Genomic DNA, 24010 nt, shown 5'->3' on the forward strand with positions numbered 1-24010 from the left:
AAACCTGCCCAAAGGGGTCGACGCCGAGAAGATCGAAGCGCACTTCAGCAAAGGCGTATTGAGCATCTCGCTGCCGAAAAAGCCCGAAGCCATGAAAGCGGATAAGGTCGTGCCGATCAAGGGCGAGTGAATCCGCACCTTTATGCCCCTTGTCGGGAAACCGGCAAGGGGTTTTTTCATGCGCCGCAGCCTCCGAAAATGTCTGTGCCGAGTGGAGGCCACTCGTCGCAGCAATAATCGACGATCCGTCCCCTGCCCCGAGGGATTAATGCCTGGGCGCTCCCCATCACCGGAGGACGGCCCTTGACGCATCAACCAATCCAGCGAATCTGCGGTGCCTGGTGGGCAACGGGCGCCGGCTCGGTTTTCGGATGACCGACGATGATCGGTGCCACCGGGACCCACGTCTGCGGAAGATTCAGCGCTTGCTTGCCTTGCGGGGTATTGAGATATCGCTGGGCAAAACCGATCCAGCAAGTGCCAAGCCCTTCTGCACAGGCGCTCAGCATCAGGTTCTGGGCGGCCAACGCACAGTCTTCGACCACCGATTGCCCCGGCGCTTCAGCCGAGATCAGGATCAGTACTGGTGCGTGGTAGAAGATCTGGAAGTGCTCGTCGTCGAGCAACGCATGAAAGCGCTCCGATTGCGCTCCCGGTGCTAGCGTTTCGAGCAGGCAGGCCTTTGCCTCGCGTGAAATACGGTCCAGCAATGCCTGGTCGCGAATCACCGTGAATCGCCAGGGTTGCAGGTTCATTGCGCTCGGCGCCAGGGTGGCGGCACCGATCAGGCGCACGATGACCTCTTCATCAACAGCCTGCGTCGTGTATTCCCGTGTCGAGTGCCGGGCGGAGATGGCCTGGTCGATGTTCATGGGGCGTTCCTCCTTTCAGGGGGGGCGGTAGTGCTACACCGCAAGGACGTGGCAAGGGGACCTGGTCCGGCGCCATCGCCGGCCATCGCCGGCCCTCACTCGGTGAACGCTGGCGGGACCGGCGATTCCTTTTCCGGAATGTCAGTCAATGTCGCTTCGGTCAGCAGCAGGACGCTGGCCACCGACACGGCATTTTCAAGGGCAATCCGCACCACTTTGGCCGGGTCGATGATGCCGGCCTCGTAAAGATCGACGTAGCAATTGGCCGAAGCGTCAAAGCCGATGTTGCCGGGCTCCGCCAGCATCCGCGCGACAACGACGCCGGCATCCACCGCCGAGTTTTCAGCGATGACCCTGGCCGGCGCCTCAAGCGCGCGCCGCATGATCTGCAGGCCGGTGCGGGCATCCCCTTCGTAACGCGCCTCTTCGGCTGCAATCATCGGAACGGCCTTGAGCAGGGCCATGCCCGCGCCCGGCACAATGCCTTCGGCGATGGCTGCACGGGTTGCCGAAATGGCATCATCCAGCGCGTCCTTGCGCGCTTTCATCTCGGCTTCCGACGGCGCTCCGACCCGGATCACCGCGACACCGCCAGAGAGCCTGGCCAACCGTTCCTGAAGCTTTTCACGGTCGTAAGCGCTGGCGGTAGTCGCTTCCATTTGCGCGCGGATTTGCTGCAGTCGCGCCTCGATGGCCTCGCGGCTGCCCGCGCCCCCGATCAACGCCGAGCTGTCCTTTTGCACCACCACCCGATGCGCCCGGCCCAACTGGCTCAATTCGACCTGTTCGAGGGTAATGCCCAAGTCGCTGGAGACCACCGTTCCTCCCGTCAGGACAGCCATGTCCTGCAGCATTTCCTTGCGCCGGTCACCAAAGCCCGGCGCCTTGATCGCCACCGCTCGCAGCACCCCGCGTATCTGATTGACCACCAGCGTGGTCAACGCCTCGCCTTCTATGTCGTCGGCAATCAACACCAGGGGCTGGCCGCTCTTGGCCACGAGTTCGAGCAGCGGCAGCAATTCCTTGAGGTTCAGAATCTTGTGGTCGCAAAACAACAGATAAGCGTCATCGAGCTCCACCTGCATTTTTTCGGTATCGGTGACGAAATACGGTGAGACGTAACCTCGGTCAAAGCGCATGCCTTCCATGACCTCGACCACCGTTTCAGTGGTTTTGGATTCCTCGACGCTGACCACCCCTTCAATGCCGACCTTCTCCAGGGCATCGGCCACCAGTTGACCAATGACCGCATCGTTATGCGCTGACAGCGTTGCGACCTGGACCTTTTCCCTGGGCGTACTCACCGGTCGCGCCAGCGCTGTCAAAGACTCCACAACCAAAGCAAGGCCGCGATCGAGCCCACGCTTGAGGTCGATCGCACTGGCGCCCGCCACCACGTTGCGGATGCCGTCAGCGAGGATCGCGTGGGCCAGCACCGTTGAAGTGCTTGTGCCGTCCCCCACTGCGTCACCGGTGCGTTCGGCAGCCTGACGCAGCATTTGCGCACCGAGGTTTTCCTCCGGGTCCAGCAGATCGATACGCTTGGCAATGGTGACACCATCATTGCAGACCGTTGGATTACCCCATTTATTCTGAATCAACACCGATTTGGACTTGGGGCCCAGCGTCACACGCACGGCGTCCGCCAGCTGGGTGGCACCGCTGAGAATTCTCTCGCGGGCAGCCCCGCGAAACACCAGTTTGCTGTGAGCCATCGGATCGCTCCCCTGCCAGTTCCACGTTCAGGAAGGGTCTATTAACTATCCCCGGCGGCGTTGATTTTTATCAACAAAATCCTGCACAGCCCGAGCCTCCTGTCGCCTCACGTGCAAGCCCGGCGCATTGACCCGAACGGTTTTCAGCGCTTGCGTTGCAGTTGATAAAGATCAACCCGCTCGAACCCGGATCGCGTCGAAATGACGGGGTGAGTTTCACCACGCGTCGATTCTTCTCATTTGTCTGGAGGAACATCATGGACAAGTTTCAGCAAAGCCAAAAAAACAAACTGTTCAAAACGCCCACCCATGATCCCTATAGTGCGTCACGCATAGAAGGCGCTGCCGTCTGCCCAAAATGTGAGGCTGTGTATGGCGCAGGAACCTGGAGCTGGAAACGCCCGGAAAACACCGTGGTTCACGGTGCGCAAACACTGACCTGTCCAGCCTGTCGGCGCATCGAGGACGACCGGCCTGCGGGCACCCTGACTTTGTCCGGCAGCTTCTTGCACAAGCACCGTGGCGAGATCATCCAGCTGATTGAACACACCGAGAAAAAGGAAAAGGCCGAGCATGCCCTCGAACGCATTATCAAACTCGATGACGCGACCGACGACCTCGTCGTGACCACCACCGGTATTCACCTCGCCAATCGCCTGGGGCACGCCCTGGAAGCAGCGTTCAAAGGCAGCTCTGAATACCACTACAGCGACAGTGAATACGGCGTGAACGTGCGCTGGTCCCGTGAGGAATAGCACGTGATCAGGACGTCGTTGAACACCCCCGACTCGACTGCCTGCTTGCCGAAGGTCAACCGCCATGCCCATCAAACCCTGCGAGATCGACAGCGACGCCATCAACCACTGTAAGGCACTGTTTCTTGAGGCCGGTCGCCTCAATGATCAAGCCTATGCCGTGCTGGATGAACCCTTTTCCACCCAGACCATGCACAAGTTTTCAGCCGCAAAAAAATGTGCGGATGAGAAATACCACCAGGCCTGGCGGGAGTGGCTGATGGCAAGGGAGCACGCCCAACCGATGACCGCGCCGCCCCCCGCGAGTCACCGTGACGGCCGTTGAAGGCGAGAGAACACAGGTTTCGCGCGTTCGGCACACACCATCTACAGCAGGCTGATCGACAACACCGCCACCAGGATGGGCAATGGCAAAGGCGCCAGGCCCGGCGAAACGGCCATCGGGTTGTATGGCAGCCCGATGGCCAGCAGGCCCCCCGCCAGGGCACTGACCACCGGCAGCTTCGCCGGGCGACTGAGATAGAACGGCTTGTAGGCGCGCACGTTGAAGATCGTCAGCAACGGGGTCAGGCACTGTTCTGCCTCTCACCGACAGCGGCCAGATCGACGCTGTCGCGATACTCCGGCACAGACACCGACCAACCCAGTTCCAGACTGATGCGCCGCCGCAGCACGTCCGATGCATTGGGTTCACCGTGCACCACGAAGGTGTGTTTCGGTGGGCGTTTGAAGCCGCGCAACCACTGGATGATCTCATCGGCATCGGCATGCGCCGACAGGGTCTGCATCGGCACCACTTCGGCACGGATCGGCACGTCCTGGCCGTGAATGCGCACCGAAGGCGCACCGGCGACAATCTGCGCGCCACGCGTGCCGCCGGCCTGGAAACCCGGCATCAGCAGCGAGTTCAGCGGGTTCGGTGCCAACGCCTTGAGGTGGTGCAGCACGCGTCCGCCGGTGGCCATGCCACTGGCGGCGATGATCACCGCCGGCGTGCGCCGCTTGTCCAGTTCGATCGATTCCTCGGTCGAGCGCACGAAAAACGTGCCATGGCACATGCCCTCACACGCGTCAGCCGACAACCGGTGTTCGCTGTGAAAACGCTGGTACAGACGCGTGACATCCGTGGCCATCGGGCTGTTGAGATAGATCGGCAGATCCGGGATCGCATGCTGTTGCTTCAGGCGGTACAAGTGATACATCAACAGTTGCGCCCGCCCGACCGCGAATGACGGCACCAGGGTAATGCCGTGGCGCAACGCCGTGCGATTGATCACGTCGGCCAGTTGTTGCTGCGGGTCTTCGTCAGGGTGCTTGCGGTCGCCGTAGGTCGATTCCACCAGCAGGTAATCGGTCTGCTCGACGGTTTCGGGGGCAAACATCAGCGGATCATTGGGTCGCCCGAGATCGCCTGAACACAGCAGTGTGAGGCCGTCGGCGACGACTTCCACCGTCGCGCCGCCGAGAATATGCCCGGCCCCGCGCAACAGGATGCTCAGACCAGGCACGATCTCGACCCGATGATGCAGTTCGATCGGGTGCAGCAGCTTCAAGGCCTGCTCGGCGTCTTGCTCGGTGTACAGCGGCAATGCCGGCGCGTGTTTGGAGAAACCATGGCGATTGGCAAAACTGGCCTCCTCCTCCTGCAGGCGCCCACTGTCGAGCAGAAGAATTTTCACCAGTTCACAGGTCGCCCCCGTGGCATAGATCGGACCGCGATAGCCGTTGCGCACCAGTACCGGCAAGTAGCCGCTGTGATCCAGATGCGCATGGGTCAGGACAATCGCGTCCAGATTCCGCACCGGCAGTTGGAAAGGATCCCAGTTGTGCAGGCGCAGTTGCTTGTAGCCCTGAAACAGGCCGCAGTCGATGAGCACATGCCGATCCCTGTGATCCAGCAGGTACTTGCTGCCGGTGACCGTGCCCGCGGCCCCCAGAAAAGTGATTCGCATGGCCCTCTCCCGAGCGTTGACAAGTGCGTCATTGATCGCTCTTTTTGCCTGGCTGGCGCTTGATTTTTATCAACTGCCGGCATGACCGGCCCAGTGTTCAGACGAAACCGGACGCAGGCTTGACGATCATCAGGCTGCGCGGCGCACGATTTGGCGTGGCCTGTTGCGGCGCTGATCTTTGTCAAAAAACCGCTGACTTGTGTGCGGGCCGTTCAATGCCAGGCTAAACAGGCATTATTGATATTCCTCAAGGAAATTTTTTTCGCTCAGGCGTAGAAAAAAATATCGGGGTCTGTTCCCTGCCCTCTTACATCCGACCGAGGACACCGTCATGAGCGACTTGAGCCTGCGTCAATGCATTCTGGAAGAACTCGAATTCCAGCCTGAAATCGACGCCGCCAACATTGGCGTCTCGGTGGAGGATGGCGTGGTCACCCTGACGGGGCACGTAAAAAGCTACGCTCAGAAAGTCAACGCAGAACGCGCGGTAAAACGGGTCAAGGGCGTACGTGCGCTGGCTGAAGAAATCGAAGTGAGGTTGGATCGGAATGCCGGAACGGCAGACGACACCATCGCTACCCGCGCCTTGAAAATCATCCACTGGAGCTGTGACGTTCCAGAGGGCGATGTCAAAGTCATCGTGCAGGGCGGACGGATCACGCTGGAAGGCGAAGTCGACTGGCAATATCAGAAGGAAACCGTCGAACGCGCGGTGCGCAAGCTGACCGGGGTGATCGCTGTAAACAATCGCCTGACCCTGCGGCCGCGACTGGATGTCTTCGATATCCAGCAACGCATCGAAGATGCACTCAAACGCCATACCGAAGTCGAGGCCAAGGATATCCGCGTCAAAGTCGAAGGCGATGTCGTGACGCTCGAAGGCCGGGTTCACCTGTGGCGTGAACGGCAGATCGCCGAACGCGCCGCCTGGTCGGTGCCAGGCGTCAGCAGGGTCGAAGACCATCTGCTGCTGGCGTAAACGTTCTCGTCGGGCCATGGCCATGAAAAACAATAACCAGTGGAACCTCTCGTATTTCCTGATCGCATTCCTGGTGCTGGCCCTCGTGCAGTTTCTGTCCGCCGAACGTCATGCCGTGCAAAGCATTCCGTACAGTCAGTTCCTGCAACTGGTGACCGAGCAGAAAGTCAGCGATCTGCAAATAGAGAAAGACCGGATCAGTGGGAAATTGCTTGAGCCCATCGATGGCCGCGAACTGTTCACCACCGAGCGGGTAGATCCGACGCTGGCCGCGGACCTGGCGCAGGCGAGGGTCAGGTTCAGCGGCGTCAATGAGAACACCTTGCTCAGTGGGCTGTTGGGCTGGCTATTACCATTGATGCTGATCATGACGGCCTGGCATTTTGCGTTCCGCGGTTTCGCCGAAAAACAGGGCCTGGGGGGCTTGATGAGTATCGGCAAATCCAGGGCCAAGGTGTTTGTCGAACGGGATACCGGCGTCACCTTCGCCGATGTTGCCGGAATCGATGAAGCCAAGCTTGAACTGATGGAAATCGTTTCCTTTCTGAAGGACAAGGCCCGCTACGCCCGCCTCGGCGCGCACATTCCCAAGGGGACGCTGCTGGTCGGCCCGCCCGGCACGGGCAAGACGCTTGTGGCCAAGGCTATCGCCGGTGAAGCCGGCGTGCCGTTTTTCTCGATCTCGGGGTCGGAGTTCGTGGAAATGTTCGTCGGCGTCGGTGCCGCGCGGGTCCACGATCTGTTTGAGCAGGCGCGCCAGGCTGCGCCCTGCATTATCTTTATCGATGAGCTCGATGCGCTGGGCAAGATGCGCGGCGTCGGCGCCTTCGGTGGCAATGACGAGAAGGAGCAGACCCTCAATCAACTGCTCTCGGAGCTGGACGGCTTCGATCCTCGCGAAGGCGTAGTGTTGCTGGCCGCGACCAATCGGCCGGAAATTCTCGATCCGGCATTGTTGCGGGCAGGACGAATCGATCGGCAAGTGCTGATCGACCGCCCGGACCGCAGGGGCCGGCAGGCGATCCTCAAGGTTCATCTGCAGAAAATTACCGTGGCGCCGAATATCGATAGCGAGCGTATCGCCGACATCACCACCGGCTTCACTGGTGCGGACCTGGCCAATCTGGTGAACGAGGCGGCGATTGTCGCGACCCGACGCGGCGCGGACGTGGTCGAATTTGTCGACTTCACCGCCGCCGTCGAACGGCTGATTGCCGGCGTCGAGCGCAAAAGCAGCGTGTTGCGACCCGAGGAGCGCCAGGTCGTTGCCTATCACGAAATGGGGCATGCGCTGGCTGCCAGTCATTTGCCGGCCATGGACCCGGTGCACAAAGTCTCGATTGTGCCGCGGGCCATTGGCTCGCTGGGTTACACCCTGCAGCGACCGACCGAAGATCACTTTCTCATCAGTTGCCAGATGCTCAAGGACCGAATGGTCGTGCTGATGGCGGGTCGCGCGGCCGAGTTCCTCGCCACCGGGGAGATTTCCACCGGCGCCGCCGATGACCTGACCCACGCAACAGACATCGCCCGCCAGTTGGTCACGCGCTTCGGCATGAGCAGCGAACTCGGTCAGGCGGTACTGGAGCGCCGCAACGCCACCTGGCTCGGCGAACGAATGCCTGGTCCCGGCGAAAAGGACTATTCGGAGCAAACCGCACGGGAAATCGACCTGGCCATTCGTGCATTGCTGGACGAGGCCTGGCAACGGGCCAAAACCCTCCTTGAAAGACTGCGCCCGGAGCTGGATGCCGGTGCCCGCCTGTTGTTGCAAAAGGAGACCCTGACCCCAGAAGAGTTCGCCCCTCTATTGCCTCTGCAGCTCGCCGCGCAACCGGCAAGCACTGACGTGGCATCGTCCTGACCCTGGGGGCTGGCGAAAGCTGGCAGTGATGCGGATCACACGCTGGTGGTGATCGTCGCGGTGGTGATTCACTACGAATGCCTGCAGCGCCTGAAAATGTGGAGCCGGTTCCTGTACCGGTTATCCACGGCTATTTCTCTTATGCCCTGAAACCATGAATTGATAGATCGTGACGATTCACAGTCTGTCACTCAAGAGGCAGGCGCTTGGCCACCTCGGCGCGAGGCGCCCACAGGGCGTTGATACACACTTCGCCGTCCTCCTCCGTTACAGGTTCAAGTGTCTGCGGGTCCAGTAAATGCCTGTCGACCAACGCAAGTCGTACAACTCCGTTTTTGTTAAGGAGTGTTCGTGCCTCACATTCGCACAAGGATCGGGACAATGCTTCGATGGGCGTCCCTATTTCGGCTTCTTCTAGCTCGATCACGAAACGAGCGGAGCAGGCATTCACCAATTCCCTTAACGCATGAGCAGCAAAGTGATACGCCGTAAAATAACCCGCCATCAACACCAGCGAGATCAATACCAAGTAGATTGCGTCATGTCTCCAGAGTCTTTGGCTCAGGAGGCGCAGGTTTCCTGTTGTTGCCACCTTGCTCCGCCACCAGCCTTGCACCGTATGTATCCCGATCAGCTTGTTGATGTTCATGTCCAGACGCCCTTACCGATAGATGACAAAAGCATGAGGCCAATAACAGGCTCCCCATTGATTTTGATCAACCTGGCTGCACCCGGCCTTATTCATGTTTCGTTATGTACAGGTTTACCCACTTCTGGTTATTCAATCGCAAATGAAGCTTGCGCAGTTCGATGAACCAGAAGACCAGACTTGCCATTGCCAAACACAATCCCCACTGGCTCAGTGTCAAAGCACTCGTGCCGAAGGCCTTGTTGAGTAGCGACGAGTGCACCACTGCAATCTGCAAGACCACGGCCAGGATAATTGCCCCCCAGAGCCATCGATTAGCGAACAATGCGATGAACGCACTGTTTGACTCAGAGCGCGCACTCAACGCGTTAAACAGCTGCGCCAATACAAGCACGGTAAAACAGCCAGTGCGTGCTTGAACCAATGACGCATCACCGGGTATCAATCCTCCCGGCAGCATCCAGTCGAGCGTCAACAAACTCGCCAGGGCCATGACCAACCCCACTTCAATGACGCCTGCCCACATGCGCGTGTCGATGATTCGATCCGAAGGCTTGCGAGGGCTGCGCGCCATGACATCCTCGTTTTGCGGATCAAAGCCCATGGCGATGGCCGGGGCTGCATCAGTAATCAGGTTGATCCATAGAATCTGGTTGGCCAGCAGCGGCAGGATAATCGCGCCCCTCTCATCCACCAGGCCGATGACACCGGCCCCCACAACGGCAAGAAAAACCGTCAGTACCTCTCCCATATTGGAAGACAGCAGGTAACGAAGAAACTTGCGGATATTGTCCAGAATCCCCCGCCCTTCGCGAACAGCCAGGACGATGGTCGAAAAGTTATCGTCGGCCAGAATCATTTCCCCCGCCTGCCTGGTTACCTCCGTTCCGGTAATGCCCATGGCTATGCCGATATCAGCTGACTTCAATGCCGGAGCATCATTCACACCATCCCCCGTCATCGCCACCACATGTCCCTGCGCTTGCAGTGCATCGACAATCCTCAGCTTGTGCGAGGGCGCCACTCGGGCATAAACCGAGGTCGATTCGATAGCCTGGGCCAAGGCCGCATCATCCAGCTTGTCCAGATCTGCCCCGGTCAACGCCCCGCCGCCGGCCTGAATGATGCCCAGATCCTCGGCGATGCGGGCCGCCGTTCGCGGATGGTCGCCCGTGATCATAATGATGCGGATTCCTGCCTGATGGGCCTCGGCAATGGCCGGCGCGACTTCCTCGCGCGGTGGATCACTCATGCCGACCGTACCGATGAAAACAAGGCCGGTTTCGAGGGATGGGCCGATTGCGCCCTCATCACCAGGTGCCAAGGGACGGTACGCTACGGAAAGCGTGCGCAAGGCCGCCCCCGATAGTTCATTCACATCGGCCACGGCTTTTGCGCGCAGGTCGGCAGTGAGTGGCACGATATCCTTGCCGACTTGAACGTGAGTGCAATGTTGAAGAAGCACATCGGGTGCGCCCTTGCTGATCAGCAGTCGCTCATCATTGTGCTCATGATCGATGACCAGTGCCGACATCATTTTTCGATCAGAGGTAAAGGGTATTTCAGCCACGCGCTCAAAACGTTTAATGCTGCGTGGCGGCGCATCCAGCTTGCGCTCCGCCACTAGAAAGGCAGCCTCGGTCGGGTCGCCTTGAACCACCCAGGTGCCGTCTTCCTTCTGCATGAGCGCGGCATTGCCCGCCAGGCTACCGCCGCGCAATAACAACACATTTTCACAGTGCACCGGCCCACTGCCCTTGGGGAGGTCCGGGTAATGAATCTGCCCCTTCGGGTCGTAGCCGACACCGCTGACCACCCCTTTGCCGGATGCTGTCATGGTTTGCTGGATGGTCATTTCGGAACGGGTCAATGTCCCGGTCTTGTCGGTACAGATAACCGACGCAGACCCCAGGGTCTCCACTGAAGACAGTCGCTTGATGATGGCTTTATTTCGGGCCATCCGCAGCATGCCGAAGGCGAGCACCAGTGACAGAACGGCTGGCAATCCCTCGGGCACCGCTGCCACCGCCAGGGATACACCCAGCAAAAGTACCCGCAGCACATCATCGACAGTGTCAATGGGAGTAAGTATCAGCACGGCCCCCACGACAACCGTGGCGATCACCAGAGCCGCTATGCCGAGCATCCGTCCTATCTCGCGCACTTCCTTTTGCAAAGGCGTCACCTCCTCGGTCGTGACATCCAACAGATGCGCGATCGCTCCCACTTCCGTTGCCATGCCGACGGCCGTGACGATTCCGACCCCTGAGCCCTGGACGATAGCGGTGCCTTTGAACACCATATTGGCGCGCTCGGCCAACGGCACTTCAGTGCCTGGGCACGCGGTGTTTTTTGTAACCGCTTCACTCTCTCCGGTCAACGACGCCTCCAGTATCCGCAAGGCATTGGCCTGGACCAGGCGAGCATCGGCTCCCACCGAGTCACCCTCGGATAACACCATCAGATCACCGATCACCAATTGGTGACTGGGGATACGCCTCAGGGCTCCGTCGCGGATGGCTGAAGAAGTGCTCTGGGTCAGGTTGACCAATGTCGCAACCGCGCGCTGTGACCGGGCTTCCTGGAAAAACCCGAGGAACGCATTAGCCAACACAATCAGCGTGATGACCAACGCATCGACCGGCCAATCGCGACCGTCCATCAGCAACCAGCTGCCCAAGGTGATGGCCACGGCGACGAGCAGCAGATACACCAGCGGGTCATGAAACTGCCGTAGAAAATACTGCCAGGCAGGCTTGGCCGGTTTGGTTCGTAACTCATTGGGTCCGTCACGACTCAGACGGGCCTGGGCTTGCGCACTGGATAAACCCAGGCCGATGTCAGTGTTCAGCTCGCGGACAATCGTTTCGACGTCCTTGAGGTATGGCGAAGTGATACGGTGCAGGCCCGGCTCAAGCGCGCTACTCATTTCATCTCCTTAACAACAACGGAGTGTGCGTCGTTGCTCGACCGATGGCGCGAGCAGCGCTGGCGAGATCCAGGCATGTCCGGAACCCGAATCGCGCAGACATCTATTCGCCCTGTCCGGGGATCATTGCCTGGTTCCGAGAGTGGTCATGTACTGTGCGACGGATTCGGCATCCGCCTGAGACAGTGCGTGTTCCGTCGGCTTCATCGCGGCCCCGGGTGTTTCCTGCTCACGTTGATGAAGCCGCAGGATCTGGCGAGCCATATACATTGCATGCTGCCCCGCCACCCGTGGAACCAGCCCATTGCCTCGTCCATCCACACCGTGGCAGGAACTGCATGCAGCGATGCCTGTCTGCGGCAAACCTTGGCGGAATATCGATTCACCGCGCGCATCCGGCGTATCGGCTTGCGCCTTCATGGCGCTCTGGCTGGAAAAATAGTCGGCCAGCTCGACAATCTGAGTCCCGGTCAAATGGGTCAATCCCCCCATGTAACGATTACCGGCTGCATCAGTGCGGCCATGTTGTGTGAAATCAGTCAGCTGTGAGGTCAAATAGTCCTTTTGCTGGCCCGCCAACTTTGGAACCAGCGGCGAGACAGACTCCCCCGTCAGCCCGTGGCACAGGGAGCAGACATTATCTGCCATGGCAATCGCGGACATCGGCGCCGTTTCTTGCGCCCTTTCTTCGTTGGACCCGGTACAGCCCATGAGCGTGGCCAGGAAAATAGCCAGAATGGGAGGTGACCGGTTGTCAGTACGCTGCATGCCCTTGACGCTCATGGCCTGTACTCCTGAAGTGCGCTTTTAATCATTTTCGCTCGGTGATGGCACCTTCAATTGACAAACCTCAATCAATCTTGCGAAGCGCTTTGGAGCAAGGGTGTCAACGCCCCCGCACTGCTTCATTGAGCGTGCGGTCTACGTCTGGCTCAAGGGCCCGTCGGAGCCCGGCTGGCGCCGTTGTCCCAGGTAGGCAATGAGCTTGTCCAGGGTATCCACCTCGCGATAATCGGTTTCGGGTATGGCGACACAGAGGCTGCGATTCAGCGCCTCGATGAAACGCAGCCAATCCATGGAGTCCAGGTCCACCTCTTCGCGCAATAACCTATCGGTGTGTAACTGTTCGACTTCGACTTCCGGGGCGATGCCTTTCAATGCGCGCAACACCTCATTGCGGATCACTTGCGAATTCATATGCCCCTCCTCAAAGAGCCTGCGGTGTTTGCAAGAGACGACGCACTTCACCCAGGAAACGAGCACCATAATGACCGTCGCTGACCCGATGATCGGCAGATAAAGTGCCGATAACGGTGGGCACGACGCACAGTTGACCCTCCCTCACCCAAGGCCTTTCGCTGATACGACCGAAGCCGACCAAGGCAACCTGCGGCGGGTAGATCACCCCCAATACGCTGTCCACCCCCTGATCGCCGAGTTGCGTCACAGTAATCCCGGCGCCGCCCAGCTCGGAACTGCGCAACGAGCCGCTGCGCGCCCGCTCCACCAGGCTGGCCAGTTCGCTCATCAGATGGGTCAGGGTCGAGTCCGCCACTTGATGCAGCACCGGAGCAACGAGGCCGCCCTGGCGCAAGTTTATTGCTACGCCAAGGTCGATATCGCGTGCCGGCTTGAAGGCGTTGTCCTGCCAGACACCATTGAGCTGGGGATAGTCGCGCAACGCCAATGCCACTGCTTTGAGCAACAAGACATTAGGCAGCAGGCGTTCTTGCAGCGTGCTTTGTGCGTTGTGCTCCTGCAACCAGCTCATGGCCTTGTCCAAGGCGATGGTTTCGCTCAGGTAATAGTGGGGGATCTCGCGTTTGGAACGGCTCATGACGGCGGCGATGGTCTGGCGCATGGCCTGTTCATGATCGGGTTCATGCGTCAGGTGGGCGGCCACTTCGACATCTTCCAGGGTTATAGCGCCCTGCGCCCCATGGCCTTTCAAATGATCGACATCGAGTACCAGATCGACAGCGCGCCGACGCGCCGCTGGAGAAATACGTGGGCGGGGACCCGAGAGGTCATGCGCCTCGATCACCAGCGGTGCTTCTGGCGATGTCCGCCTTACGCTTTGCGGATCCTCTCCTGGTTCCAGCAACAGTGCCATGGGTGTCCCGACAGGTATCTTCGTACCGACGTCGACCAGCAATTGCAGGACTGTGCTTTCATGCAGGCACTCGACGTCGATGGCCGCCTTGGCCGTATCGACCACGGCAATCACCTGCCCCGGCTTAACTGTATCGCCAGGCTGTATTTTCCATTCCAGTAGCGTGCCTTCATCCATGTCGGCACCCAGCGACGGCAGTTTGAACTCGATCATGGATGACTCTCCAGATTCAATCCGGCAGCCGACAGACTGCAGCAATCAGGGGGATTTTCCTTGGCACAGTTCATGTGCAGCTGTGATTATCGACGCCACCTGTGGCAGCGCGGCCTCCTCCAGATGCCGTGGATAAGGGATTGGCACTTCGGCGCTGCACACCCGGGCCGGGGGCGCATCGAGCTCGTAAAAGCCTTGCTCGATGATTCGCGTAATAATTTCCGCCGACAGACTGCCGCTGCACCACCCCTCATCGACCACCAGGGCACGGCGGGTCTTGCAGACAGAAGCCAGGAGTGTTGCGTCATCCAGGGGGCGCAGAACCCGCAGGTCGATGACTTCGCACGCGATGCCCTCCCTGGCCAGTTCCTCGGCTGCCGTCATCGCCTTGGCCAGGGAGCCGCCATACGTGATCAGGGTCAGGTCGCTGCCGGCCCGGCGAACTTTGGCGCGGCTGATGTCTATGGTTGCCCATTCGCCGGCATCGCCTTCCAGGTTATACAGCTGCGCATGTTCGAATATCAGCACCGGGTCGGGGTCGAGTAGCGCGGGCCAGAGCATGCCGCGTGCGTCTTCGACGGTCGCCGGTGTCAGGATTTTCAATCCTGGAATATGGGCAAACCAGCCTTCGAGGCTGTGTGAGTGTTGGGCAGCCAGCTGACGACCGGCCCCGGTCGCCATGCGTACAACCAAGGGCACCGAGAATTGCCCGCCTGACATGTGCCTCAAGGTCGCCGCGGTATTCATCAGGGGGTCGAGCGCGAGCAGGCTGAAGTTCACCGTCATGATTTCGACGATTGGCCGCATGCCTGCCAATGCCGCGCCGATACCGGCCCCCACGAAACCCAGTTCGGACAGTGGTGCGTCGCGGATGCGTTCAGGGCCGAAGGCTTCCAGCAATCCAAGGGACACGGCATAACTGCCACCATATCGCCCGACGTCTTCACCCATCAGGAACACCCGCGGGTCCCGCTGCAGGGCGTCACGCAATGCTTTGCGCAGCGCTTCGCGGTAGGTCATGGACAGGCTCATGACGCAGGCTCCGGCGCAGGCCCCGGCGTATAGACATCGCGGGACAAATCCTCGATCGGCTCCAGTGTGCCTTTTTCGGCGAAGGCGATGGCGTCTTCGACCTCGGCGTCGACCTGGGCCAGGATCGCCAGAAAACCCGGCTCATCCAGCAGCCCTTCAGTCTTGAGTTGCGTGCTGTAGGTGTGGATGGGACCTCGGGTTTTCCATTGTTCGATTTCTTCCCTGGTGCGATACAACTGCGGATCGAACATCGAATGGGCCCGAAATCGATAAGTCCGAAACTCGAGAAAAAAGGGGCCCTGCCCTGCGCGGATGTGTTCGACCGCGTCACGGGCGGCTTGATGCACGGCGATTACGTCCATGCCATCGACCGTCCTGGCCTGGACCTTGTATGCAGAAGCTTTCGCACACAGGTCGGTCTGGGATTGTGAACGCTCCAGCGCCGTGCCCATGGCATAAAGGTTGTTTTCGCAGCAGAACAGCACCGGCAGGCGCCACAATGCGGCAAGGTTGATGGACTCGTGAAAAGCGCCTTCCGCCATCGCCCCTTCGCCAAAAAAACAGGCGCACAGACGGGACCCACCTTGCATATGTTCCGCCAGCGCCAAGCCAACCGTCAGAGGCAAGCCACCGGCGACGATGGCGTTACCACCGAAGAAGCGTGTACGGGCATCGAACAGGTGCATCGAGCCACCACGACCCCGCGAGCAGCCTTCCTGGCGCCCAAACATCTCGGCCATGATCGCCCTCATGGCGACGCCCTTGATCAACGCATGTCCGTGTTCGCGATACGTCGCGACCACCGCATCGTCGGCGGCCAGAGCATGCAGAACACCGACCGCCACCGCTTCTTCACCGATGTACAGGTGCAAAAAGCCGCGAATCCGGCTTTCCCCGTACAGTTCGCCGGCACGTTCTTCGAGACGGCGGATGCGTACCATGTCCCGCAGCAGATCCAGTTTGATCTCCCGGGGCAGTGACGCGGGCGTCATGACGGATTCTCCAGGGCGGACGTATCGCCTTCAGGCAAACCCAACTCGCGGGCCTTGAGCAGACGCCGCATGAGTTTGCCGCTACGGGTGTGTGGCAGCGTGTCGACGAATGTCAGTTCCTTGGGGGCGACCACTGCCCCCAGGTGCTTGCGGGCGTGACCGAGCAATTGATCGTGCAGGGCCTGGCTGGCGATGTAACCGCTCTTGAGCGAAACGAACGCCTTTACCGTTTCACCCAGCAACGGATCAGGCTTGCCGATCACCGCGGCCTCAGCCACCGCCGGATGCTCCATCAACGAACTTTCGACTTCGAACGGACCAATCAGATGCCCGGCCGACTTGATCACATCGTCGCTGCGTCCGATGAACCAGTAATAGCCATCGGCATCACGACGGACGAGATCGCCGCTCAGGTACCATCCGGCGACAAAGCAGCGCCGATAACGCTCCTCCTGTCCCAGGTAGCTGCGAAACATCGCGGGCCAGGGCTGTTTCAGCGCCAGTTCGCCCACCTCATCGGTGCCCAGCAATTGCAACGTACCGTCGGCGTTGCGCATCACGACAGTGGCCTCGACTCCCGGCAGCGGCCTGCCCATGGAGCCGGGCTTGATGTCCATTGCGACCGTATTGGCAATCATGATGCCGCCCGTCTCGGTCTGCCACCAATTGTCATGGATCGGCAGCCCCAGCACATCCTTGCCCCACCACACCGCCTCGGGGTTAAGTGGTTCGCCGACACTGGCAATGAACCGCAGGTGGGGAAACCGATGGTTGCGCGCCAGCGCGGCACCGGCTTTCATCAACAGACGGATGGCCGTGGGCGCCGTATACCAGACCGTTACCTGCTGTTTTTCGAGAATGCCGTACCAGCGCTCGGCGTCGAACTCGAAGCCTTCGATCACACAGGTCACACCCAGCAACAACGGCGCGATGATGCCGTAGGAAGTGCCCGTGACCCAGCCCGGATCGGCGGTGCACCAGTAGATATCCCCTGGGCGCAAGTCCAGCGCATATTTTCCGGTGACCAAGTGGGTCAGCGCTGCACCGTGAACATGCAAAACCCCTTTTGGGGTGCCTGTCGTACCGCTGGTGAAATGCAAGAGTGCCGGGCTGTCGGCGGTCGTGCGGGCGATGCTGAAATGGTCATCGGCTTCGGCCAGCAACTGATGCAGGTTTAACGCGCCTTCCAGCGGTGCCATTTTCCCGGCATTTTCGTTGTACACCAGCACTTGCTTCAGAGTCGGCAGACGATCACGGATGGCCGATATCTTTCGTCGATACAGGGCATCACTGGTCAGCAACACGCAGGCTTCGCCAAGACGCAGACGGGTTTCCAGGGGTTGCGGACCGAAGGCGCAAAACAGCGGCGATACCACGCATCCTGCCTTCATTGCGCCGAGCACGCCCAGGAACAATTCGAGGCCGCGGCCACACAGCACGAACACTCGCGCTCCGGGAGTCACGCCCAGCTTCTTGAGCACATTGGCAAATCGGTTGGTCAGCACGCTCAGCTCGGCGTAGCTGACATCGCGGTGCCCGCCGTTGCGATCAAGAATGCGCAATGCCGTGTGAAGTCCGACGTCTCCCTGTGCATGACGATCCACGGCTTCATGGGCCAGGTTCAATCCACCGCCCGGCAATCCTGCCAGCCCATGAAATTCTGCCGCCCAGGAAAAGTGCTCTCGGGCTTGCGCGCTGTCGATCCAGTTCGGCGCTACAGGCACGTCATCGAGCGTTTTTTTGATGATCCTGGAACGCATGGTCGGCCTCTTGTGCTCAACAGAATCGGTAACCCTGCCTGCCATTATCAAGGAGTGACATGTCTAGACAGCCAATACGCTGCAGCAGTGGCTTCAACACTGGCGCAATGTCCAGACGCCCTGTCTGTGCTTTGTGCCGACTGCAGAACCGGGTTTGATTTAACTTGCTCCGCCGGTTTGTTCCTGACGTTGATAAATATCAAACGGAACAGGACTAGCCTCGTTCATTGTCGAAAAGTCCCCACACGGCTTGAAGCCGACAAGGCTCGAACCCGTAACGGGCAAAATGAATGATTGCCTCGCACTCCAGAGCGCAGGGCCCGAGGAAGACCGACTGTCGGCTCTCGCCTTGAAATTGACAAAAATCAATGCTGACGCAAGGAAACAGCCTCCCAATACAGTCGTGAAATCGGTAGACGTCAGCTCGAGTTCTGCCCAGCCCACTCAATCGAGCCTGATAAGGAGCGAGCATGCACTTCTTGGCCTTGGCAGTGGACTACGACGGGACCATTGCCGAAAACGGCAGCGTTCCACCACAGGTCTGCGCATCGCTCAGCCAACTGAAAAAAAGTGGTCGTAAGTTACTGCTGATTTCAGGCCGGGAATTGCAAGCGCTCAAGCATCATTTTCCACACCTGGATTTGTTTGACAGGGTGGTTGCGGAAAACGGCGCGCTCTTGTACGACCCGAGTACAGATACCGAAGAGCTTATTGCGGACCCCGCTTCAACCGAGTTGGTTGGTCATCTGCGCGACAAGGGTGTCTCGCCTTTGTCAATCGGTCGGTCGGTCATTGCGACCTGGCAGCCATTTGAGAATGCGGTGATCAGCAGCATTCGAGAGCTGGGCCTCGAGCTGCAGCTGACCTTCAACAAGGATGCGATCATGATCTTGCCGCCTGGCGTGAACAAGGCGTCGGGCCTCGTTGCGGCCTTGCGGGATTTAGGCATATGCGAGCTGAACGTGGTGGGCGTGGGCGATGCGGAAAACGACCACTCCTTTCTATCGATCTGCGGCTGTGCCGCTGCGGTGAGCAATGCCATTGAGTCCATCAAGTCCAGCGCTGACTTGCGCCTGACTCATGATCATGGCCAAGGTGTCTGTGAGCTGGTCGACATGCTGCTGGAAAAAGACGCAGCACTGGTTTGCGTCGAACGCATCGGCGTCCAGTTGGGTCAGTCCACCAATGGACGCAAGCTCTGGCTGCCTCCGGAATCGGTGATGTTGGTCGTTGGCAACTCGGGCGCCGGTAAATCCAGCTACATCACCTGGCTGACAGAACGAATGGTCCAGGCTCATCAGGGATTTTGCATCATCGATCCTGAGGGGGACTATCTGACGCTGGAAGATGCGGTAACGATCGGCGGCCTGACTGCCCCCCCGACGACAGAAGAGTCGGTGCTTTACCTTTTACAGGCGCAGCTCAATATGGTGGTCAACGCCCTTGCCCTGGATCCTGCCGCGCGAGTGCAGTTGTTTGGCGAACTGCTGCCCTTTATCCAGCATCTGCGCAGCGCTTCAGGTCGGCCTTACTGGTTGATCGTCGACGAAGCGCATTACATGCTTCCCCACTGTGCAGGTTGGCCGCCCGGTTTTCTCGGGGACATCGGTGCAATCATCGTTGCCCTCGACTTCGATCAGGTCTGCCCGGCACTGCTTGAGGGGGTAGACGTGCTGGTGACACTCGGCAGCACCGCCCGGGAACTGGTCGAACAGTTCGCCAAACGCATGCAGCGCCCGAGCCCCGCGTTTCCAGAACGCTCGCCAGGCCTCGAACATACCTGTCTTTGGAATGTGCACGAAGGCGACGAGGTATTTCTGCTCGACCAGGTGCAGCCTCATCAAAAGCACCACCGCCACAGCGGCAAATACGTCGCGGGGGATGTGGGTGCATGGCGATCATTCCACTTTCCTGCTCTTGGCCAGAGCGCCTCTAACCTGACTGAGTTTTTGTCCTGTTTAACGCGAATTGAGGAGCCCGCCCTTCGCGAACATCTCAATGCCGGGGATTTTTCCAATTGGTTTCGCAAGGTGATCCGCGACGATGTGCTTGCCAATAAGACCCGCCTTATTGAAATGGACACAAGCCTGGCACTCAAGCAGGCGATGGAGCAGATCAGGCGACTTGTCCAGTCACGCTATCACCTTTGAATGGTCGCTCAAGAGTTCGGCGCAAGGCGTGCTCAGCGTGCATCCAGAAAACGGAACAACTCCTCCTCCTGATCAAAGTGCAGTCGCACCAGGGTATCGAGGCGAATCAACTGATGATGAATCTCATCGGCATTGGCTCTTGCCGGGTCGGCATTGAAATCACGGCTCATGCGCGCCAACAGATGGATCAGGCGAAAAATCTCGCGGTGCGCGTGGCTCATGGCCGACATCGGGTCCTCGCCTGGCAGGCGTCGCGTCAGCAGCGGGTAAAGTAAACGTTCATCATCGCGCTCATGGTGCGCCAATGAGGTTTGCAACTTGTCGACCAGTTCCAGCAGGTCGGTTCGCGCTTGTGCAGGTGGACGCCGGGCGAAGTCATCGGCCATTTGATGCAGCTCGCTCAACACGCTGGACAGTTGCCGGTGTTCATCCTGCAGCCGATCAACATGCTCTGCAGTGAGCTTATCCTGCCGGTGCCCCCACAACGGCCCCAATGCCCGCAACGCGTTGATGATGATCACCACATCAATGCCCTCCTGCACCACGGCGCCGATCAATGGCGCCAGATAACCGAGCGCTGCCGCCACCATGGCCAGCAACGACAGGCCCATGCCGACCAGCACCCCGAGGCCGGCGATGTGACGGGTGCGTCGGGCAATGTCCAGGGCCTCCACCAGACGATCCAGACGATCTACCAGCAGCACGACACCGGCCGCTTGTGCAGAAGCGGTCGCGCCGCTGGCCCCCATCGCCACGCCGACGTTCGCCGCCGCCAATGCGGGAGCGTCATTGATGCCATCGCCGACCATCAGCGTGCTGGCTTGCAAACAGCCCTCCTGAACGGCATGCACTTTTTGCTCCGGAGTCAAGCCCGCGCGCAATTCGTCTATTCCGGCAGACAGCGCAATCATCTCCGCGGTTTCCAGACGATCCCCGGTGAGCATGACGATTCTCTCGATCCCCTTGTTGCGCAGTCGACGCAGCGTTTGCGGGGTTTCTCGCCGAACGGTGTCCGCGAAGACCAACAGGCCCGCAAGTTGCCCATCCACTTCGATGAAGCTTCCACTGCACGCCAGGTAATCCATGTGGCGCAGCATGGCGGCAGCCCAGGCGGTCTCGGGAGCGTCCTGGTGAGCAAAGGACAGCGTGCCCAATCGAACCCGCTTGCCATCAATCAGCCCGCAAAGACCCTCGCCCGGACTTTCCTGCACCTCGACCGGCAGGCTGAGGGGCAACTGGCGCTGTTGCGCCGCCTCGACGATGGCCTGGGAGATGGGGTGCGTCGAGGCCTGTGCCAGGGAGGCAGCCAAGCCAAGCAATTGCTGAGGATCGGCTTGTCCCTTGACTTCGATCGACTGCAGGCGAGCGTGCCCGCTGGTCAGCGTGCCGGTCTTGTCGAAAAACACCTGTTTGATCCCGGCCAGCGCTTCCAGGGTCGCTCCATCCTTGATCAATATCCCGCGCCGCGCCGCTCTGGAGATGCCTGACATGATCGAAATGGGCACTGCCAGAATCAAAGGACAAGGCGTGGCCACCACCAGCACCGCCAACGCTCGCAAGGGGTCACCGCTCATTTGCCAGGCCAAAGCCGCCATCAGCAACGTCAGCGGGATGAAAAACAGTGCATAGCGGTCGGCCAAGCGCACAAAAGGCGCACGTGAACGGCGTGCTGCTTCGGCCAGCCGCACGATTGCAGCGTAGGTGCTTTGCGCGGCCGTTCGCGTAGCGACCAACAGAATGGGGGCGCCGACATTGGAGACACCGCTGGGCACTTGCTCGCCTTCTCGCCGGGTCACGGGCAAGGATTCACCGCTGAGTGCCGACTCGTCCAGAATCGCTGCCGGACTGAGCAAACGGCCATCCACCGGTACCACCTCTCCGAGGCGTACCAGCAATGTCTGATGTGGCTGGATCTGTTCAACGGGGATCTGGCGCAGACCGCCCTCCTCCTGCAACCAGGCAAAACGCGGCGCGCGATCGATCAGTGCCCGCAGTTCGCGTTCGGCTCGTTGCCGGGTGAAAAATTCCAGGGTACGTCCGGTCGCCAGCATCAAGGCGACGACCGCGGCAACCAACGTCTGCTCAAAAAACAAAGCAGCGGTTATCGACAACAGCGCGATCAGATCGACACCTGTTTCGCGCCGGATCAGCCTCCCGGCGATTTCGACGAGTAGCACCAGAGCCATCAACAGACTGCCTGCGGCCCAGGACATTGAAGCCCAATCTGGCTTCTGCACAACATGTCCAATACCTCCGACCAGCAGGGACAGTGTTGTGAGCAGCAAAAGGATGGGGTCCAGCCATTTACCGAGCATTGATGTGTGTACCTCGAAACACGGTCTATCCCAAGTGATCAATCATCTGCCACCAATCGAGTAGAGCTTAGAACTTGAAAGTCTTTTCCGAGGCCTGGTGGCGATGTTTCCGGTCGCTATCAAACCGGCTCGGGGCGTTCTCGCAAAGTGCCCCCTGAACGCTATTTGATTTAACTCAATGTCTTCGTGTCGCTCAGGCGTAAAAAAAACCATGGGCTTTCGCTGCCCATGTCTTTCTACCACCCGCAAAAGGACACGATCATGAGCGACTTAACCCTACGCAATGCCATTTTGGATGAGCTTGATTTTCAACCCGACATCGACGCCGCTCACATTGGCGTCAGCGTGGAGAATGGCGTTGTCACACTCACCGGCCACGTGAAAAGCTACGCCCAGAAAGTCAGCGCCGAGCGCGCGGTCAAAGCGATCAAAGGCGTACGTGCCGTGGCCGAAGAAATAAAGGTCCGGCTGGAAAAAGGAGCTGGTACGGACGATGACACCATCGCGAACCGTGCCGTCAATATCATCTCGTGGCGCTCTGATACGCCCGAAGGCGACATCAAGGTCGTCGTGCAAAAAGGCTGGGTAACCCTGGAAGGCCAGGTGGACTGGCAATATCAGAAAGAAATCGCCGAAAGCGCCGTGCGCAAATTGTCGGGCGTGGTGGGCGTGGACAATCGCATCACCCTGCGCCCGAGAGTGAAGGTCGTCGATATCCAGCAGAGCATCGAAGACGCCCTCAAGCGCAATGCTGAAGTCGATGCCAAGGGCATACGGATCAAGGTCGAAGGCAGTGTTGTGAAACTTGAAGGCAAAGTGCATTTCTGGCGCGAGCGTGAAATCGCCGAACGTGCTGCCTGGTCGGTGCCGGGTGTCACCAAGGTGGAAGACCAATTGCTGATCGCCTGATTCATCGCCCCGGGAAATCCATGATTACCCGGGGCGAGCCCATGCAATAGCGCCCGCCGGGCCTGGTCATCGGTCGCGACGTCAGGAGCCTTGATAGGGGTGGCCTCAAGCAACAGGACGCGGGTTGCCATACGTTCGACGCGCTTTGCCCCCCGTCCGTCAAGACTCGCCCTCTTCTCTTCACCCGTGTCTGATCCAGATCAAATCCGCGAACGGCTAGCGGCGTAAAAAGAACTAAAGCGCGTGGGTTTCACTGCGCGTCAAGTGACAGCCAGACGGAGGGCCGAACGATGTTCGCTGCCAAGAGCCCCGGAGATTGGCATGGCTGGGTCAACGCCAATGAAAAATCCCGGATCGATGTACTCGAAAACGGTCGTCCGGTGTTGATCCGCCAAGTCGCGCAAACAGATAGAGCGCGTGAACACGCCCTTGTCCAGCGTTGGTCGCCTGCGTCCCGGCACGCGTTTTTACTCGGGCAACAGCATGAACTCCGCGAGGGCCAAGCCTGCATCGCTCTGGTCCACGAAAATGGCCGTTTGATCGAAATCGGCGCCAGCCGTTATGCCGCCATGGGTGAATACCAGTTTGAATGCGCCGTGACCGTCGCCGCTGCCTGGAAACGCCTGGGGCTGGGAACGTTATTGATGGAGCACTTGATCGACGCTGCCCGCAAGAATGGTGTCCACCTGATGTATTCGGTTGGCGCCTCCAGCAACGCGCCCCTGCGCGACCTGGCCAGATTTCTTGGTTTTGAAGCCCACGACGATCCCTTCGACCCCCACAAGGTTATTCACCGCCTGTACCTGTAAAA

The 24010-nt window shown here is 59.5% G+C and carries 21 protein-coding genes; 8 read left to right on the top strand and 13 right to left on the bottom strand.

Translation table 11 applies throughout. From position 1 onward, the window contains the following. The coding region (locus tag PMI01S_RS27775; protein ID WP_139811123.1) for an Hsp20 family protein at positions 1-130 on the top strand (130 nt) is incomplete at its 5' end. 181 nt (positions 131-311) lie between these two features. Here the strand turns inward: PMI01S_RS27775 and PMI01S_RS27780 are convergent. Both PMI01S_RS27780 and groL read right to left on the bottom strand, forming a co-directional pair. Beyond that, positions 312-872 carry a nitroreductase family protein gene (locus PMI01S_RS27780; RefSeq protein ID WP_084323282.1) on the bottom strand — a complete coding sequence of 187 codons (561 nt, stop codon included), beginning with the start codon at positions 870-872 and terminating at the stop codon, positions 312-314. Positions 873-967: 95 nt separating this feature from the next. Continuing rightward, positions 968-2587, bottom strand: coding sequence for a chaperonin GroEL (gene groL, locus PMI01S_RS27785; RefSeq protein WP_084323283.1), 1620 nt, complete (start codon positions 2585-2587; stop codon positions 968-970). A 257-nt stretch (positions 2588-2844) separates the two neighbouring features. On the opposite strand from groL, the gene PMI01S_RS27790 reads away from it, so the two are divergent. Then, a complete protein-coding gene (locus PMI01S_RS27790) occupies positions 2845-3342 on the top strand; it encodes a BCAM0308 family protein (RefSeq protein ID WP_084323284.1) in 498 nt (165 codons plus the stop codon). 64 nt (positions 3343-3406) lie between these two features. Further along, positions 3407-3667 carry a hypothetical protein gene (locus PMI01S_RS27795; protein ID WP_084323285.1) on the top strand — a complete coding sequence of 87 codons (261 nt, stop codon included), beginning with the start codon at positions 3407-3409 and terminating at the stop codon, positions 3665-3667. Between the two features lie 41 nt (positions 3668-3708). On the opposite strand, the gene PMI01S_RS27800 is transcribed toward PMI01S_RS27795, so the two are convergent. Together PMI01S_RS27800 and PMI01S_RS27805 are read right to left on the bottom strand one after the other, a co-directional pair. Beyond that, positions 3709-3885, bottom strand: coding sequence for a hypothetical protein (locus PMI01S_RS27800; protein ID WP_174602689.1), 177 nt, complete (start codon positions 3883-3885; stop codon positions 3709-3711). Between the two features lie 23 nt (positions 3886-3908). Continuing rightward, complete coding sequence (locus tag PMI01S_RS27805; RefSeq protein ID WP_084323286.1) at positions 3909-5294, bottom strand: MBL fold metallo-hydrolase RNA specificity domain-containing protein; 1386 nt, start codon at positions 5292-5294, stop codon at positions 3909-3911. A gap of 331 nt (positions 5295-5625) precedes the next feature. On the opposite strand from PMI01S_RS27805, the gene PMI01S_RS27810 reads away from it, so the two are divergent. Then, positions 5626-6273 (top strand): BON domain-containing protein, encoded by a 648-nt coding sequence (locus tag PMI01S_RS27810; RefSeq protein ID WP_084323287.1) that lies wholly within the window; start codon positions 5626-5628, stop codon positions 6271-6273. 22 nt (positions 6274-6295) lie between these two features. After that, the gene (gene ftsH, locus PMI01S_RS27815) at positions 6296-8137 is read left to right on the top strand and encodes an ATP-dependent zinc metalloprotease FtsH (protein ID WP_084323309.1); all 1842 of its coding nucleotides are present in this window, start codon (positions 6296-6298) and stop codon (positions 8135-8137) included. Positions 8138-8324: 187 nt separating this feature from the next. On the opposite strand, the gene PMI01S_RS27820 is transcribed toward ftsH, so the two are convergent. The 8 genes from PMI01S_RS27820 to acsA all read right to left on the bottom strand — a co-directional run bounded on the left by PMI01S_RS27820 (position 8325) and on the right by acsA (position 17825). Continuing rightward, on the bottom strand, positions 8325-8786 hold the full coding sequence (locus tag PMI01S_RS27820) for a hypothetical protein (RefSeq protein ID WP_084323288.1): 462 nt from the start codon (positions 8784-8786) through the stop codon (positions 8325-8327). An 88-nt stretch (positions 8787-8874) separates the two neighbouring features. Then, the gene (locus tag PMI01S_RS27825) at positions 8875-11715 is read right to left on the bottom strand and encodes a cation-translocating P-type ATPase (RefSeq protein WP_084323289.1); all 2841 of its coding nucleotides are present in this window, start codon (positions 11713-11715) and stop codon (positions 8875-8877) included. A gap of 123 nt (positions 11716-11838) precedes the next feature. Beyond that, positions 11839-12498, bottom strand: coding sequence for a c-type cytochrome (locus tag PMI01S_RS27830; RefSeq protein WP_084323290.1), 660 nt, complete (start codon positions 12496-12498; stop codon positions 11839-11841). Between the two features lie 138 nt (positions 12499-12636). Then, positions 12637-12912, bottom strand: coding sequence for an acyl carrier protein (locus PMI01S_RS27835; RefSeq protein ID WP_084323291.1), 276 nt, complete (start codon positions 12910-12912; stop codon positions 12637-12639). A gap of 10 nt (positions 12913-12922) precedes the next feature. Continuing rightward, positions 12923-14041 carry a dihydrolipoamide acetyltransferase family protein gene (locus tag PMI01S_RS27840; RefSeq protein WP_084323292.1) on the bottom strand — a complete coding sequence of 373 codons (1119 nt, stop codon included), beginning with the start codon at positions 14039-14041 and terminating at the stop codon, positions 12923-12925. 45 nt (positions 14042-14086) lie between these two features. Beyond that, positions 14087-15061 (bottom strand): alpha-ketoacid dehydrogenase subunit beta, encoded by a 975-nt coding sequence (locus tag PMI01S_RS27845; RefSeq protein WP_371850944.1) that lies wholly within the window; start codon positions 15059-15061, stop codon positions 14087-14089. Between the two features lie 8 nt (positions 15062-15069). Next, the gene (pdhA, locus tag PMI01S_RS27850; protein WP_084323294.1) at positions 15070-16065 is read right to left on the bottom strand and encodes a pyruvate dehydrogenase (acetyl-transferring) E1 component subunit alpha; all 996 of its coding nucleotides are present in this window, start codon (positions 16063-16065) and stop codon (positions 15070-15072) included. Then, positions 16062-17825: an acetate--CoA ligase gene (gene acsA, locus PMI01S_RS27855; RefSeq protein WP_084323295.1), complete on the bottom strand. Its 1764-nt coding sequence runs from the start codon at positions 17823-17825 to the stop codon at positions 16062-16064. The genes pdhA and acsA overlap by 4 nt, the downstream gene beginning before the upstream one ends. Positions 17826-18295: 470 nt before the next feature. Here acsA and PMI01S_RS27860 point away from each other — a divergent pair, with 470 nt between their 5' ends. After that, a complete protein-coding gene (locus PMI01S_RS27860; RefSeq protein ID WP_084323296.1) occupies positions 18296-19975 on the top strand; it encodes an HAD-IIB family hydrolase in 1680 nt (559 codons plus the stop codon). Positions 19976-20007: 32 nt separating this feature from the next. Here PMI01S_RS27860 and PMI01S_RS27865 read toward each other — a convergent pair whose 3' ends face one another. After that, the gene (locus tag PMI01S_RS27865; protein ID WP_084323297.1) at positions 20008-22290 is read right to left on the bottom strand and encodes a heavy metal translocating P-type ATPase; all 2283 of its coding nucleotides are present in this window, start codon (positions 22288-22290) and stop codon (positions 20008-20010) included. Between the two features lie 261 nt (positions 22291-22551). Between PMI01S_RS27865 and PMI01S_RS27870 the strand changes: the two genes are divergently transcribed. Together PMI01S_RS27870 and PMI01S_RS27875 are read left to right on the top strand one after the other, a co-directional pair. Next, positions 22552-23199 (top strand): BON domain-containing protein, encoded by a 648-nt coding sequence (locus tag PMI01S_RS27870; protein WP_084323298.1) that lies wholly within the window; start codon positions 22552-22554, stop codon positions 23197-23199. 290 nt (positions 23200-23489) lie between these two features. Then, positions 23490-24008 carry a GNAT family N-acetyltransferase gene (locus PMI01S_RS27875; protein ID WP_084323299.1) on the top strand — a complete coding sequence of 173 codons (519 nt, stop codon included), beginning with the start codon at positions 23490-23492 and terminating at the stop codon, positions 24006-24008. Positions 24009-24010 lie beyond the last annotated feature (2 nt).

It is taken from the genome of Pseudomonas migulae NBRC 103157 (genome assembly GCF_002091715.1).
Taxonomy (GTDB): Bacteria; Pseudomonadota; Gammaproteobacteria; order Pseudomonadales; family Pseudomonadaceae; genus Aquipseudomonas; species Aquipseudomonas migulae_A.

What these genes read in the sequence shown, in the direction of transcription:
- PMI01S_RS27780 (WP_084323282.1), bottom strand. Translation starts at nt 872, where the DNA reads ATGAACATCGACCAGGCCATCTCCGCCCGGCACTCGACACGGGAATAC.
- groL (WP_084323283.1), bottom strand. Translation starts at nt 2,587, where the DNA reads ATGGCTCACAGCAAACTGGTGTTTCGCGGGGCTGCCCGCGAGAGAATT.
- PMI01S_RS27790 (WP_084323284.1), top strand. Translation starts at nt 2,845, where the DNA reads ATGGACAAGTTTCAGCAAAGCCAAAAAAACAAACTGTTCAAAACGCCC.
- PMI01S_RS27795 (WP_084323285.1), top strand. Translation starts at nt 3,407, where the DNA reads ATGCCCATCAAACCCTGCGAGATCGACAGCGACGCCATCAACCACTGT.
- PMI01S_RS27805 (WP_084323286.1), bottom strand. Translation starts at nt 5,294, where the DNA reads ATGCGAATCACTTTTCTGGGGGCCGCGGGCACGGTCACCGGCAGCAAG.
- PMI01S_RS27810 (WP_084323287.1), top strand. Translation starts at nt 5,626, where the DNA reads ATGAGCGACTTGAGCCTGCGTCAATGCATTCTGGAAGAACTCGAATTC.
- ftsH (WP_084323309.1), top strand. Translation starts at nt 6,296, where the DNA reads ATGAAAAACAATAACCAGTGGAACCTCTCGTATTTCCTGATCGCATTC.
- PMI01S_RS27820 (WP_084323288.1), bottom strand. Translation starts at nt 8,786, where the DNA reads ATGAACATCAACAAGCTGATCGGGATACATACGGTGCAAGGCTGGTGG.
- PMI01S_RS27825 (WP_084323289.1), bottom strand. Translation starts at nt 11,715, where the DNA reads ATGAGTAGCGCGCTTGAGCCGGGCCTGCACCGTATCACTTCGCCATAC.
- PMI01S_RS27830 (WP_084323290.1), bottom strand. Translation starts at nt 12,498, where the DNA reads ATGAGCGTCAAGGGCATGCAGCGTACTGACAACCGGTCACCTCCCATT.
- PMI01S_RS27835 (WP_084323291.1), bottom strand. Translation starts at nt 12,912, where the DNA reads ATGAATTCGCAAGTGATCCGCAATGAGGTGTTGCGCGCATTGAAAGGC.
- PMI01S_RS27840 (WP_084323292.1), bottom strand. Translation starts at nt 14,041, where the DNA reads ATGATCGAGTTCAAACTGCCGTCGCTGGGTGCCGACATGGATGAAGGC.
- PMI01S_RS27845 (WP_371850944.1), bottom strand. Translation starts at nt 15,061, where the DNA reads ATGACCTACCGCGAAGCGCTGCGCAAAGCATTGCGTGACGCCCTGCAG.
- pdhA (WP_084323294.1), bottom strand. Translation starts at nt 16,065, where the DNA reads ATGACGCCCGCGTCACTGCCCCGGGAGATCAAACTGGATCTGCTGCGG.
- acsA (WP_084323295.1), bottom strand. Translation starts at nt 17,825, where the DNA reads ATGCGTTCCAGGATCATCAAAAAAACGCTCGATGACGTGCCTGTAGCG.
- PMI01S_RS27860 (WP_084323296.1), top strand. Translation starts at nt 18,296, where the DNA reads ATGCACTTCTTGGCCTTGGCAGTGGACTACGACGGGACCATTGCCGAA.
- PMI01S_RS27865 (WP_084323297.1), bottom strand. Translation starts at nt 22,290, where the DNA reads ATGCTCGGTAAATGGCTGGACCCCATCCTTTTGCTGCTCACAACACTG.
- PMI01S_RS27870 (WP_084323298.1), top strand. Translation starts at nt 22,552, where the DNA reads ATGAGCGACTTAACCCTACGCAATGCCATTTTGGATGAGCTTGATTTT.
- PMI01S_RS27875 (WP_084323299.1), top strand. Translation starts at nt 23,490, where the DNA reads ATGTTCGCTGCCAAGAGCCCCGGAGATTGGCATGGCTGGGTCAACGCC.